We start from the raw sequence: 12,639 nt of genomic DNA, 5'->3' as shown, positions 1-12,639 counted from the left end.
CAGCGATCAAGCGAGAATACACAGCCAATCTAAGGCATGTAGAGCAGGATGCCTGCGAATCGGCACTTTCTAGCGGGCGGGGCCGACCGGGCCGCCCCGGGGAGCCGAGCCGCCGCCCAGCTGCCCCTCCCAGCGGCGGTACAGCCGGTGCTCCACCCCTGCCGCGTCCAGTACCCGCCCGGCGACGAAATCCACCAGGTCCTGGATATGGGTCGCGCCCGCGTAGAACGCGGGGGACGCGGGCAGCACCACGGCGCCCGCCTCGTCCAGCGCCACCAGGTGCTTCAGCGTCTGCCCGTTCAGCGGCGTCTCCCGTACGGCGACCACCAGCGGGCGGCGCTCCTTCAGGGTCACGCTCGCCGCGCGCTGGAGCAGGTCCTTCGACAGGCCGAGCGCGACCCCGGCCACGCACGCCGTCGACGCGGGCACGATCAGCATGCCCTTGACGGGGTACGAGCCGGACGAAGGCCCGGCGGCCAGGTCCCCGGCGCCCCAGTGCCGTACGCCGGCGAGGCCCGCGCCGGAACCGGTGCCGCCCGGCTCGAAGGTGGCGGGCTTGCCGTCGGCGCCGCGCGCCAGCCAGGTGCGCAGGTCGTCGCGCCAGTGCGCGTCCCGGAAGGAGATGCCGGTCTCGTCGAGCAGCGTCAGCCGCGCGGCACGGCTGACGACGAGGTCGACGCTCTCACCGGCGTCCAGCAGGCCGCGCAGCACGGCGGCGGCGTACGGCGTCCCCGACGCGCCGGAGACCCCGACGACCCAGGGCCGCCGGGGCTCCCCGGGCTGCTCCCCGGGCTGTCGGGGGGTGGCGTCGTCTGCGTACGGTCCGGGCTTCACAGGTCCGAGCCTATCCGGCGGCCCCGGGCCGGAACCGGGAGCGGCCCCCCGGACGTTGGAAGGGCGAGAGAAGCGGGAAGAAGCGGGAGAAGAGAAGCCGGAAGAGAGACGGGAACCGGCGAGGGGGCCCTGATGCCGTATCCAAATCCGACCACCTACCACTCGACGAATCCGCGGGGGCGCACCTCCCGCGTGAAGGCCGCCGCCGGCGTGATGATCGGCTGGGTCGCGCTGCTCTGGGTGCTGGAGGCGTTCAACAGCGCGACGGGCTCGCTCTCGACGTACGGGCTGAGCCCGCGCGAGGTCGGTGAGCTGCGCGATGTGATCCCGATGGCCTTCCTGCACCACGGCTTCGACCACCTCATGTCGAACACCGTGCCGCTGCTGATCCTCGGGTTCCTCGCGGCGCTGACGGGCCTGCGCCGGTTCGCCGCCGTGGTCCTCACGATCATGCTTGTCGGCGGTCTGGGCGTCTGGCTCACCGCCGCCGACAACACCGTCACGGCGGGCGCCTCCGGCGTGGTCTTCGGCCTGCTCGGCTATCTGCTGGTCCGTGGCTTCGTGGACCGCAACGCGGTGGACATCGTCACCGGCCTGCTGGTGCTGCTCTTCTACGGCTCGGCCCTGTGGGGCGTGCTGCCGACCAACTCGGCCGTCAGCTGGCAGGGCCATCTCTTCGGCCTGATCGGCGGGGTAATGGCGGCGTTCATGTACCGCCGCGAGCCCCCGCTGAACGAGCGGATAACCGGCCGCGGCTGACCGCACGCACGCGGCCGGCCGCACCCGCCCGGCCAGACGCCCGGCTACACGCCCAGACCGCGGACGATCAGGTCGAGGAGCGCGCACACGAAGAGGGCGATCCCGATGAAGCCGTTGACCGTGAAGAACGCGCGGTTCAGCCGGGACAGGTCATGGGGTTTGACGATGGTGTGCTCGTAGAGGAACGCGGCGGCGACGATCACCAGACCGGCCCAGAAGAACGCGCCGGCGTCGGTGGCCAGCGCGTACCAGACCAGCAGGGCCATGGTGACGGCGTGGCAGGCGCGGGCGCCGTACAGGGCGGCCGGGATGCCGAAGCGGGCCGGGACGGAGAGGACACCGTGGGCGCGGTCCGCCTGGACGTCCTGGCAGGCGAAGATCAGGTCGAAGCCGCCGATCCACACCCCGACCGCCAGGCCGAGGATCACCGCGTCCCACGACCAGCTCCCGGTCACCGCCAGCCAGGCGCCGATCGGGCCCATGGCCTGCGCGATGCCGAGGATCGCGTGCGGGAAGTCGGTGAACCTCTTGCCGTACGGATAGACCACCATCGGGACGACGGCGATCGGCGCGAGCGCGAGACAGAGCGGGTTGAGCGCCGCCGCCGCGCCCAGGAAGACGGCGAGGGCGACCAGCGCGCCGGTCCACGCGGACCGTACGGACACCGCGCCCGTCACCAGCTCGCGGCCGGCCGTGCGCGGGTTACGGGCGTCGATCTCGCGGTCGATGATCCGGTTGCAGGCCATCGCGAACGTACGGAGGCCGACCATGGCGACGGTGACCAGCAGCAGCCGGACCCAGTGGACGGTGCCGTCCTGCCGGAACATCGCGGTCAGCGCGGCGATATAGGCGAACGGCAGGGCGAAGACCGAGTGCTCGATCATCACCAGCCGCAGGAATCCCCTGGTCCGGCTCGGCGGCTGCGGCAGTGCCGCGGCGGCGCTGGTCACAGTCCGTACTCCCGCCACCTGCGGTCGACCTTCGCCGCCGTCTCCGGATCCGACTCGACCATCTCCGGCCAGCCCCCGTCCCGGGTGTACCCCTCCTCGGGCAGCTTCCGGGTGGCGTCGATGCCCGCCTTGCCGCCCCAGAACTGCTGGTAGGAGGAGTGGTCGAGATGGTCGACCGGGCCCTCCACCACGGTGAGGTCGCGCGCGTAGTCCGTGTTCCCCAGCGCCCGCCAGGACACCTCGTGCAGATCGTGGACATCGCAGTCCGCGTCGACGACCACGATCAGCTTGGTCAGCGACATCATGTGCGCGCCCCAGATCGCGTGCATCACCTTCTGCGCGTGCTTGGGGTACTTCTTGTCGATCGAGATGATCGCGCAGTTGTGGAAGCCGCCCGACTCGGGCAGGTGGTAGTCCACGATGTCCGGCACGATGATCTTCAGCAGCGGCAGGAAGAAGCGTTCCGTCGCCCGTCCCAGCGGCCCGTCCTCCGTCGGCGGTCGGCCGACCACGATCGACTGGATCAGCGGCTTCCTCCGCATCGTCACGCAGTCGATGGTGAGCGCGGGGAACTCCTCCTGCGGCGTGTAGAAGCCGGTGTGGTCGCCGAACGGCCCCTCGGGCAGCGTCCTGCCCGGTTCGAGCCAGCCCTCGATGACGACCTCGGCGTTGGCGGGCACCTGGAGCGGCACGGTCTTGCAGTCGACCATCTCGATGCGCCGGCCCTGTACGAAGCCCGCGAAGAGGTACTCGTCGATATCGCCCGGCAGTGGCGCGGTCGACGCGTACGTCACCGCGGGCGGACAGCCGAACGCGATCGCGACGGGCAGCCGCTCGCCGCGCTTGGCGGCCACCGCGTAGTGGTTGCGGCTGTCCTTGTGGATCTGCCAGTGCATGCCGATGGTGCGCCGGTCGTGGCGCTGGAGCCGGTAGAGGCCGAGGTTGCGGACGCCGGTCTCGGGGTGCTTGGTGTGCGTCAGCCCGAGGTTGAAGAAGGAGCCGCCGTCCTGCGGCCAGGTGAAGAGCGCGGGCAGCTGGTCCAGGTCCACGTCGTCCCCGGTGAGGACCACTTCCTGGACCGGCGCGTCCTTGATCTTCTTCGGCGGTACGTGCGTCATCGCGCCGAGCTTGCCGAACGCCTCGCGCACCCCGATGAAGCCCTGCGGCAGCTCCGGCTTGAGCAGCCCGCCGATCTTGTCGCTGATGTCGCTGTACGCGGTGAGCCCGAGCGCCTTCAGCAGCCGGCGGTCCGTGCCGTACACGTTCATCGCCAGCGGCATGGACGAGCCGCGTACGTTCTCGAAGAGGAGCGCGGGTCCGCCGGCCTTGTTCACCCGGTCGACGATCTCCGCGACTTCCAGGTGGGGGTCGACTTCGGCCTTGATGCGCTTGAGGTCGCCGTCGCGCTCCAGCGCCCTGAGGAGCGAGCGAAGATCGTCGTAAGCCATGCGCTCCAGTGTGTCATCCTCCCCGGCGGCTTCGGCCGGGGGCGGTACCGCGGGCGCACTCGCTACTCTGGACGTTCAGGGGGGCCGTTCACCCGGTCTCGATCTCCAAGCGCAGGGGGGACCTCCATGCTGCGGGTGCTGATGTTTCTGGTGCCGCTGGCTCTCAGCATCTACGCCTTCATCGACTGCATCACCACCGATGAGAAGGAGATCCGCTTTCTCCCGAAGCCCATCTGGGCCATTCTGGTGCTGCTCTTCCCGCTGGTCGGCTCCATCTCCTGGCTGATCGTCGGCCGGGACCGTACGACGACGGTGCGCGGCGGCGGCTGGATCGCGCCGGACGACAACCCGGAGTTCCTGAAGTCCCTCAAGGACGAGAAGGACCCCGGAGAGCCGGAGAAGAACACCAAAGGCGCCAAGGACGCCGACGACGCCGACGACTCCTCGCACCTGGCGCAGTGGGAAGCGGACCTGCGCCGCCGCGAGGAGGAGATCGAGCGCCGCGAGAAGGGCGGCGGCAGCGCGGACGACGTCCCGCCGAAGCCCTGACAGTCCTGACAGTCCTGAAGCCGTGATCTCACGCGACAGGAGAGGCGCCCCCGTTTCTGTCTACGGGGGCGCCTCTCCTGCTTATGCGCGCTCTACGCGTCAAACTCCCGCGTACGAGTGCTTTCCGGTGACGAAGATGTTGACGCCGTAGTAGTTGAACAGCCAGCAGCCGAAGGCGATCAGGGCCAGATAGGCGGCCTTGCGGCCCTTCCAGCCGGCCGTCGCGCGGGCGTGCAGATACGCGGCGTACGCGACCCAGGTGATGAAGGACCAGACCTCCTTGGGGTCCCAGCCCCAGTAGCGGCCCCAGGCGTCGCCCGCCCAGATCGCGCCCGCGATGATCGTGAACGTCCAGAGCGGGAAGACGGCGGCGTTGACGCGGTACCCGAACTTGTCGAGCGTCGCGGACGCCGGCAGCCGCTCCATGACGGACGTGGCGAACGCGCCGGGCTTGCCGCCCTCGGCGAGCTTCGTCTCGTACCGCTCGCGGAAGAGGTAGAGCACCGTGGCGGCGGCTCCGACGTAGAACACGGCGCCGCAGAAGATCGCGGTGGAGACGTGGATCCACAGCCAGTACGAGTGGAGCGCCGGCACGAGCTGGTCGCTGGCGGTGTACAGGACGGTGACGGCGAGGCCCAGGTCGAGCAGGACCGTCGTGATGAGCGGCAGCCCGAGCCAGCGCACGTTCTTCTTCATCACCAGGAAGGTGAGGTAGACGGCCACGGCGACCGTCGAGAAGGTGATGTTGAACTCGTACATGTTGCCCCACGGCGCCCGTCGCACGGACAGCGCGCGGGTGACCACGCCCCCGGCCTCGATGGCCCAGGCGAGGACGGTGAGGGAGACCGCGATCCGGCCGTACAGGTCGCCCTGTTCGTCGCCGCCGGCCGCGCCGGGGCCGTCGGGGATGTCGCGGGCGCCGGGCGCGGCGCGGGTGATGATCTTCGGCCGCTCCAGGACGGCCGTACCGCCCTTCACCGCCGCGGCGTCCGCCCGCGCGGGCTTGCGGGCGCCCGAGACCGCCTTGGCGTCGCCGGTGATGGCGGCGGCCGTTCTGGCGACCTTGGAGCGGCTGCCGAACAGCCACTCGGCGATATGCGCGAAGAAGGCCAGCATGTAGACGGCCATCGACGAGTAGATCAGCACATTGCTGGTGCTTGCCAGGCTCTCATTGGTTGCTGCGGCGGCGAGATTCACTTCTCGGCCCCTCCGGCATTCTCTTCTCGGGACTCTGCGGATGCTGCGGACTCGGCGGCTTCGGCGGGTTCAGCGGTTTCGGCCGGTTCGGCGGTTTCGGCCGGTTCAGCCGGTTCGGCGGGCTCGGGCGCGGTGGGCGCCTTCTCGTGGAGGGCGTAGGCCAGTACGCCCAGTTCCTCGGGGAGCTTGGCGGACTCGCTGCGGCCGAGGCCCGCCATCTCGACGACGGTGACGCCGTCGGCACCCCGTACCGTACGGACCCAGATCCGGCGCCGCTGGATGAAGAGCGACCCGGCCAGCCCCACGATGGCCGCGACGGCGCCGGTGAGCGCCCACGCGTCGCCGGGCTGGTGGGTGATCTGGAAGCTCGCCCACTCCTTGACGCCCTTCTCGAAGGTGATCGAGCCGGCGCCGTCGGGCAGGGTGAGCTTGTCGCCCGGCAGGAGGGTCTTCTTGAGGACATTGCCCTTGGCGTCCTTGAAGGCCTTCAGCTTGCGGGTGTTGAGCTGGTAGACGTTCTGCGGCAGTCCGGCGTCGACGCCCAGGTCACCGTGGTACGCGCCGATGTTGAGCACCGGGAAGTCGAGGGCGGGGAACCGGGAGAACATCTGCCCGGAGCCCTTGCCGCCGTACGTCGGCACGAAGAACGCGGCGAAGCCGAGCTGGTCCTTCTTGCCGTTCTTGTCGCGGTAGCCGTCCATCACCTTGATGGCGCCCGTGGACGAGATGTTGTTGTCGATGGGCAGCAGCGGGACCGCGCCGGTGAAGACCACCTTGCCCTTGCCGTCCCGGACGGTGACGACGGGCGCGTAGCCGTGGGAGATCAGATAGACCTTCGAGCCGTCCACCACCAGCGGCTCGTTGACCTTGATGACCGCCTTGCGCTCCTTGTCGTCCGGGCCGTCCAGGTAGTTGACGTGGGCCTCGAAGGTCCGGGGGGTGCCGAGCTGGGGCCCGCTGCGCTCGTACGTCGCGGTGAACTTCTCCAGGTTGAAGCTGAACGGCGCGAGGTCGTCCGTGGAGAACAGGGAGCCGGACTTGAAGTCGTCGTACTGGGTGAGCGTGTTGGCGAAGCCGTCGCCCTCGACGATCAGCTTGCCGCCCTCGGACTTGAAGAGCTGGCCGGAGGCGAAGGCGATCAGCAGCACGATGAGCGCGATGTGGAAGGCCAGGTTCCCGGCCTCGCGGAGATAGCCCTTCTCGGCGGCGACGGCGTCACCGACGGTGTGGGCGCGGTAGCGGCGCTTCCTGAGGATCGCGAGCGCGGCCTCGCGGGCCGCCTCCGGCTCCGCCGTCGTACGCCAGGTGGTGTACGCGGGCAGCCGGGTGAGGCGGCGGGGCGCGCCCGGCGGCCGGCCCCGGAGCTGGCCGACGAACTGCCAGGTGCGCGGGACGATGCAGCCGATGAGGGAGATGAACAGCAGGATGTAGATCGCGGAGAACCACACCGAGCTGTAGACGTTGAAGAGCTGGAGCTTGTCGTAGAGCGGGGCGAGCGTCTCGTGCCGGTCCCTGAAGTCCTGGACCTTCAGCTCGTCGATGCTGGTCTGCGGGATCAGCGAGCCGGGGATCGAGCCGAGGGAGAGCAGGAAGAGCAGGATCAGCGCGACGCGCATCGAGGTCAGCTGCCGCCAGAACCAGCGGATCCAGCCGACGATCCCGAGGGTGGGGCCGCCGATGACGTCGCTGTCGCGATCGCGGTCGGCGGTGCCGCTGCCGCCCGTGCCCTCCTCGCGTGGCGCGGTGGAGAGGCTGGCACCCGCGTCACTGAAGTCCCGGGCGTCCTGCGCGGCGTCCGTGCCGGCGGCGGTGTCCGTGCCGGCCCCGGTGTCTGTGCCGTCGGGCGCTGTGCCGTTCGTGCTGGTGCTCGTCGAAGCCTTGCTCATGGAACTAGATCCCTACCGTGAAGCCGTTCGACCAGGTCTGCATCTGCTGCACGATGGTGTCCCACGCCCCTGTGAGCAGCAGCAGACCGGTCACGATCATCATTCCGCCGCCGACGCGCATGACCCATACGTAGTGGCGCTTTATCCAGCCGAAGGCCCCCAGCGCCTTGCGGAACGCCACCGCGGCGAGCACGAAGGGCAGGCCGAGGCCGAGGCAGTACGCGACCATCAGTATCGCCCCGCGGCCCGCGCTGGCCTCGTTGAGCGCCAGGGTGTTCACCGAGGTGAGGGTGGGGCCGAGGCAGGGCGTCCAGCCGACGCCGAACATCACCCCGAGCAGCGGGGCGCCCGCGAGGCCGGACACCGGGCGCTTGTGGAAGCGGAACTCGCGCTGGGTGAGCCAGGGCATCAGCCCCATGAAGAAGATCCCCATGAGGATCATCACCACGCCGAGTACCCGGCTTATCGTCGACTGGTACTCCTGGAGCGTGGCGCCGAAGAACCCGAAGAGCGCGCCGCCCGACACGAAGACGGCCGTGAAGCCGAGCACGAAGAGCGAGGCGCCGGCGAGCATCCGGCCGCGCCGGGCGTCCGCCAGGTCGGTGCCGCTGACCCCGGTGACGTACGAGAGGTAGCCGGGTACGAGCGGCAGCACGCACGGCGAGAAGAACGAGACGAGCCCGCCGAGCACCGCGATCGGGAGCGCGAGCAGCAGGGCCCCGCTGTAGACCGTCTCGTTCATACGGGACGCCCCGGGCGCCCGGGCTCCGCGTGCCGGCGCATCACTTCTCCGCGATCAGCGGGTCGATCATCTTGCGCAGCTTGTCCTCGTTGAGCGCCATCAGCGAGCGCGCCGCGATCTTCCCGTCCCGGTCGAGCACGATCGTGGAGGGGATGGCCTGCGGGTTGAGGGTGCCCTTCGGGAATCCGCTCAGGATGAGCTTGCCCGTCGGGTCGTACAGGCTCGGGTACTCGACGCCGTAGTCCTTCTCGAAGGCGAGCGCCGGGCCCTTGTTGGGGTCGCGCGTGTTGATGCCGACGAAGGTGACGCCCTTCGCCTCGGTCTCCTTGGCCACCTTCGCGAAGTGCGGGGCCTCGGCGCGGCAGGGCGGGCACCAGGAGCCCCAGACGTTCAGGACGACGACCTTGCCCTTGAGGTCGGCCACGTCCAGCTTCTTGCCTTCGAGGGTCTCGCCGGCGATCTCGTTGACGGACGTACGCTCGGCCCGTGCGACGGTGGTGATACCACCGGAGTTCGTCACGAAGTTGGTGTCACCACCACCCCCGGACTTGCCGCCGCCTCCGCACGCCGAGAGGGTCAGCGCGGCGACTGCGATCGCGATCGGTGTGATCGCGCGGGAACGGTGGCGGCCGGAGCGGGGTCGGAGGGCACGACCTGAGTTCATGTGAAAAGTTTCGCATGGGCGTTTCGTGGATCTTGCGCACCCCCCTGGTCCCGGCGGGAACCCCCGCGAACGCCGCCGTCAGGCGCCCTTGAAGAACCCGTTCCAGCCGCCCTCCGGCTTCTGCCCCGGGTTCAGCGTGCGGAGCTTGGCGAGTACGGCGGGGTCCTGGGCGTCCATCCAGTCGGTGAACTGGCGGAAAGAGACCAGCCGTACGTCCTTCTTTCCCGCGATCTTCTTCAGGACCTCCTCGACGGCGTCCATGTAGATGCCGCCGTTCCACTGCTCGAAGTGGTTGCCTATGAAGAACGGCGCGCGGTTCGACCCGTAGGCCCGGTCGAAACCGGCGAGATAGGAACCGGCCGCCTGTTCGCGCCATTCCGGGTAGCGCGAGGTCATTCCCTTGGTCGAATTCCCCGACTGATTGGCGAGAATGTTGTAGTCCATGGAGAGGACTTCGAAACTGTGGCCGGGGAAAGGCATCGCCTGGAGCGGGAAGTTCCAGATGCCGCCCATTTTCGCCGGCCAGATCTGGGTGCCGCCGGGGGAACTCGCGTCGTACCGCCAGCCCAGCTTCTTCGCCATCGGCAGCAGATTCTCCTGGCCGAGCAGGCAGGGCGTACGGGCCCCGATCAGTTCCTTGCGGTAATCGAAGGGCAGCGGGTCGAGATCGGTCCAGCCCGTGTTCGTACGCCACTCGGTGACGAAGGAGACGGCCTGGTCGATCTCGCTGCGCCACTGGGCCGGGGTCCACTTCCCGACCGAGCCAGAGCCGCCGCAGAAGTGGCCGTTGAAGTGCGTGCCGATCTCGTGGCCGTCCAGCCATGCCTGCCGGACGTTCTTGAGGGTGTCCTTGACGTGCTCGTCGGTGAGATAGCCGATGTCGGAGGCGCCGACGGGGTTGTTGGGCGGGCGGTAGAGGGTCTTCTTCGACTCGGGCAGCAGATAGATCCCGGAGAGGAAGAAGGTCATGGCCGCGTCGTGCTCCTTGGCCAGCTTCAGGAAGCGCGGGAAGAGGCCGTTGCCGACCTCGCCCGCGCCGTCCCAGGAGAAGACCACGAACTGCGGCGGGGTCTGGCCGGGCTCAAGACGGACGGGCGCGGGCGGCTGGTGGGGCTGCTTCCCGGTGTCGGAGGTGGAACCGTCACCGATGAGCCGGGCGTCCTTGGCCTTGGGGCTCGACTTGGCGGACGGGCTCCCGCTCGCGTCGCCGCTCCCCTTGCCCGTCGCGTCGGCCAGCTTGCTCTCCCCGGAGGACGAACAGCCGGCCACCCCGATCGCCGCTGCGCCAAGTCCCGCACCGAGCAGGCTCCTCCGGCTGATGTCGCGCATTCCGCTCCCCATCCCACGCGTGTTACCGCTCATACAAGTCTTACAAGCGGCAATACATGAGAGGTGCGAACGAACGCGGAGGTTCCGCCTCTATTCAGATTTTTACGGATGTAACAAGAGATGTGACAAAAGTTGTCACATCTGAGCAGTTACGCCCCGAACGCCTTGGCTACGCCCCGAACGCCTTGGTGCCACCCTTCACCGGCCGGGCGCCAGGCAGAAGATGGGCGGGTACGAGATCACGGGCGGGCTCCGAGTAACCGACCGAGACGATCTTGTCGCCCTGATAGGTGAAGCTGGTCAGGGACGCGAGCGTGCACTGCCGGCGCCGCGGGTCGTGCGCCAGCCGGCGCCGCTCGACGAAGCTCCGCACGATCCAGATCGGCAGCTGGTGGCTGACGCAGACCGCCTCATGTCCCCGGGCCGCGTCGCGCGCGGCGGTCAGCGCGCCCATCATCCGTACGACCTGGTCGATATAGGGCTCGCCCCAGGACGGGCGGAACGGGTTGGTGAGGTACTTCCAGTTGGCGGGCCGGCGCAGCGCCCCGTCACCGACCCCGAAGGTCTTGCCCTCGAAGACGTTCGCGGCCTCGATCAGCCTGCCGTCGGTGTCGAGGGTCAGCCCGTGGACCTTGGCGAGCGGCGCCGCCGTCTCCTGGGCGCGCTCCAGCGGGGAGGCGACGACATGGGTGATGTCGCGGCCCGCGAGGTGCTCGGCGACCCGCTCGGCCATCCGTACCCCCAGGTCGGAGAGGTGGTAGCCGGGGCGCCTGCCGTACAGCACGCCCTCGGGGTTGTGCACCTCGCCGTGGCGCATGAGGTGGACGACGGTGATGTCGCCCTTCTCGCCCTTCTCGCTCTTCTCACTCGTCTCGTTCTTGAGGGTCGGGTCGCTCATGCGGCGTTCTCCGGTTCGGTGGCACGCGCGGCGGCGCGGGCGGCGGCGGGCAGGGCGGCGGCGATCCGCTCGACCGCGCGCTCGTCGTGCGCGGTGGAGACGAACCAGGACTCGAAGGAGGACGGCGGCAGATAGACGCCGTCGGCGAGCATCGAGTGGAAGAAGGGGGTGAAGCGGAACGACTCCTGCTTCTTGGCGTCGTCGTAGTCACGTACCTCGTCGGCCGTGAAGAAGACGGAGAACATGTTGCTCGCCGTCTGCACCCGGTGCGCGACACCCTCCTTGGTGAGCGCCTCGGTCACCAGCCCCTGGATCTCGCGCGACACCGCGTCGAGCGTGGCGTACGCCGCGTCGTCCAGCAGCCGCAGCTGCGCGAGGCCGGCGGCGGTCGCGACCGGGTTCCCGGAGAGCGTGCCGGCCTGGTAGACGGGCCCCACCGGGGCGAGCCGCCCCATGACGTCGGCGCGTCCGCCGAACGCGGCGGCCGGGAAGCCGCCGCCCATCACCTTGCCGAAGGTCATCAGGTCGGGCGCGACGCCGTCGATCCCGTACCAGCCGGCCTTCGAGGTACGGAATCCGGTCATCACCTCGTCGGAGACGTACAGCGCGCCGTCGGCGGCGCAGATCTCCTTGAGCCCGGCGTTGAAGCCGTCCCGCGGGGGTACGACGCCCATGTTGCCCGGCGACGCCTCGGTGATCACGCAGGCGATCTCCCCGGGGTGCGCGGCGAAGGCGCGGCGTACCGCTTCGAGATCGTTGTACGGCAGGACGATGGTGTCCCCGGCCTGCGCGCCGGTCACGCCCGGCGTGTCGGGCAGCCCCAGCGTGGCGACCCCGGACCCGGCGGCGGCGAGCAGCGCGTCGACGTGCCCGTGGTAGCAGCCGGCGAACTTCACGATCTTCGCCCGCCCGGTGAAGCCGCGGGCCAGCCGGATCGCGGACATCGTCGCCTCCGTACCGGACGACACGAGACGCACCTGCTCCAGCGGCGCGATCCGCGCCACCATCTCCTCGGCGAGCGCGACCTCGCCCTCACCCGGCGTACCGAAGGACGTACCGCGGGCGACCGCCGCCTGAACGGCCTCGGTCACTTCCGGGCGGGAATGCCCGAGAATCATCGGCCCCCAGGAACATACGAGGTCTACATATTCGCGACCGTCCGCATCGATGAGGTATGGACCGTTACCGGACACCATGAACCGGGGCGTACCGCCCACCGCCTTGAAGGCACGGACGGGAGAGTTCACGCCGCCGGGCGTCACGAGGGCCGCACGGTCGAAGAGTGTCTGCGAAACTGGGGCGTCATTGGGGAAGCTCACGCAATCCATGGTGTCAGAGGCTCGGACGTATCCGCGGACTGGTGTTTCACCGGACGTCCGTGGG

12 protein-coding genes are annotated in these 12,639 nt (G+C 69.4%); 2 read left to right on the top strand and 10 right to left on the bottom strand.

Annotated features, from left to right (window positions below):
* Nucleotides 1-69: 69 nt before the first annotated feature.
* On the bottom strand, nt 70-834 hold the full coding sequence (locus AB0389_RS02890; RefSeq protein WP_366393537.1) for a UbiX family flavin prenyltransferase: 765 nt from the start codon (nt 832-834) through the stop codon (nt 70-72).
* Nucleotides 835-1,047: 213 nt separating this feature from the next.
* Here AB0389_RS02890 and AB0389_RS02885 point away from each other — a divergent pair, with 213 nt between their 5' ends.
* Entirely contained in the window at nt 1,048-1,593 is a 546-nt protein-coding gene (locus tag AB0389_RS02885; RefSeq protein ID WP_366393758.1) for a rhomboid family intramembrane serine protease, read from the top strand.
* 44 nt (nt 1,594-1,637) lie between these two features.
* Here AB0389_RS02885 and mqnP read toward each other — a convergent pair whose 3' ends face one another.
* Together mqnP and AB0389_RS02875 are read right to left on the bottom strand one after the other, a co-directional pair.
* Complete coding sequence (gene mqnP, locus AB0389_RS02880; RefSeq protein ID WP_366393536.1) at nt 1,638-2,543, bottom strand: menaquinone biosynthesis prenyltransferase MqnP; 906 nt, start codon at nt 2,541-2,543, stop codon at nt 1,638-1,640.
* On the bottom strand, nt 2,540-3,991 hold the full coding sequence (locus AB0389_RS02875; RefSeq protein ID WP_366393535.1) for a menaquinone biosynthesis decarboxylase: 1,452 nt from the start codon (nt 3,989-3,991) through the stop codon (nt 2,540-2,542). Before AB0389_RS02875 ends, mqnP begins: the two co-directional genes overlap by 4 nt.
* A 126-nt stretch (nt 3,992-4,117) precedes the next feature.
* On the opposite strand from AB0389_RS02875, the gene AB0389_RS02870 reads away from it, so the two are divergent.
* Nucleotides 4,118-4,540, top strand: a complete 423-nt coding sequence (locus tag AB0389_RS02870) for a PLD nuclease N-terminal domain-containing protein (RefSeq protein WP_366393534.1) — start codon at nt 4,118-4,120, stop codon at nt 4,538-4,540.
* A 99-nt stretch (nt 4,541-4,639) separates the two neighbouring features.
* Here AB0389_RS02870 and ccsB read toward each other — a convergent pair whose 3' ends face one another.
* From ccsB to hemL, 7 genes are all read right to left on the bottom strand, one after another.
* The gene (ccsB, locus tag AB0389_RS02865) at nt 4,640-5,737 is read right to left on the bottom strand and encodes a c-type cytochrome biogenesis protein CcsB (RefSeq protein WP_366393533.1); all 1,098 of its coding nucleotides are present in this window, start codon (nt 5,735-5,737) and stop codon (nt 4,640-4,642) included.
* On the bottom strand, nt 5,734-7,623 hold the full coding sequence (locus AB0389_RS02860; RefSeq protein WP_366393532.1) for a cytochrome c biogenesis protein ResB: 1,890 nt from the start codon (nt 7,621-7,623) through the stop codon (nt 5,734-5,736). Before AB0389_RS02860 ends, ccsB begins: the two co-directional genes overlap by 4 nt.
* Before the next feature lie 4 nt (nt 7,624-7,627).
* Entirely contained in the window at nt 7,628-8,365 is a 738-nt protein-coding gene (locus AB0389_RS02855) for a cytochrome c biogenesis protein CcdA (protein ID WP_366393531.1), read from the bottom strand.
* A gap of 40 nt (nt 8,366-8,405) precedes the next feature.
* Nucleotides 8,406-9,029, bottom strand: a complete 624-nt coding sequence (locus tag AB0389_RS02850; protein WP_366393530.1) for a TlpA disulfide reductase family protein — start codon at nt 9,027-9,029, stop codon at nt 8,406-8,408.
* Nucleotides 9,030-9,107: 78 nt separating this feature from the next.
* Nucleotides 9,108-10,358, bottom strand: a complete 1,251-nt coding sequence (locus tag AB0389_RS02845) for a hypothetical protein (RefSeq protein WP_366393529.1) — start codon at nt 10,356-10,358, stop codon at nt 9,108-9,110.
* A gap of 169 nt (nt 10,359-10,527) precedes the next feature.
* Complete coding sequence (locus AB0389_RS02840; protein WP_366393528.1) at nt 10,528-11,256, bottom strand: histidine phosphatase family protein; 729 nt, start codon at nt 11,254-11,256, stop codon at nt 10,528-10,530.
* A complete protein-coding gene (gene hemL / locus AB0389_RS02835) occupies nt 11,253-12,584 on the bottom strand; it encodes a glutamate-1-semialdehyde 2,1-aminomutase (protein ID WP_366393527.1) in 1,332 nt (443 codons plus the stop codon). The genes AB0389_RS02840 and hemL overlap by 4 nt, the downstream gene beginning before the upstream one ends.
* Between the last annotated feature and the right edge of the window lie 55 nt (nt 12,585-12,639).

The sequence above is a fragment of the Streptomyces sp. NPDC093109 genome (assembly GCF_040701725.1).
GTDB lineage: Bacteria > Actinomycetota > Actinomycetes > Streptomycetales > Streptomycetaceae > Streptomyces.
The sequence above is the reverse complement of the archived record's forward strand: the minus strand, read 5'-3'. Positions and strand labels throughout refer to the sequence as shown.

What these genes read in the sequence shown, in the direction of transcription:
- AB0389_RS02845 (WP_366393529.1), bottom strand. Translation starts at nt 10,358, where the DNA reads ATGCGCGACATCAGCCGGAGGAGCCTGCTCGGTGCGGGACTTGGCGCA.
- AB0389_RS02840 (WP_366393528.1), bottom strand. Translation starts at nt 11,256, where the DNA reads ATGAGCGACCCGACCCTCAAGAACGAGACGAGTGAGAAGAGCGAGAAG.
- hemL (WP_366393527.1), bottom strand. Translation starts at nt 12,584, where the DNA reads ATGGATTGCGTGAGCTTCCCCAATGACGCCCCAGTTTCGCAGACACTC.
- AB0389_RS02850 (WP_366393530.1), bottom strand. Translation starts at nt 9,029, where the DNA reads ATGAACTCAGGTCGTGCCCTCCGACCCCGCTCCGGCCGCCACCGTTCC.
- AB0389_RS02860 (WP_366393532.1), bottom strand. Translation starts at nt 7,623, where the DNA reads ATGAGCAAGGCTTCGACGAGCACCAGCACGAACGGCACAGCGCCCGAC.
- AB0389_RS02855 (WP_366393531.1), bottom strand. Translation starts at nt 8,365, where the DNA reads ATGAACGAGACGGTCTACAGCGGGGCCCTGCTGCTCGCGCTCCCGATC.
- AB0389_RS02885 (WP_366393758.1), top strand. Translation starts at nt 1,048, where the DNA reads ATGATCGGCTGGGTCGCGCTGCTCTGGGTGCTGGAGGCGTTCAACAGC.
- AB0389_RS02870 (WP_366393534.1), top strand. Translation starts at nt 4,118, where the DNA reads ATGCTGCGGGTGCTGATGTTTCTGGTGCCGCTGGCTCTCAGCATCTAC.
- AB0389_RS02875 (WP_366393535.1), bottom strand. Translation starts at nt 3,991, where the DNA reads ATGGCTTACGACGATCTTCGCTCGCTCCTCAGGGCGCTGGAGCGCGAC.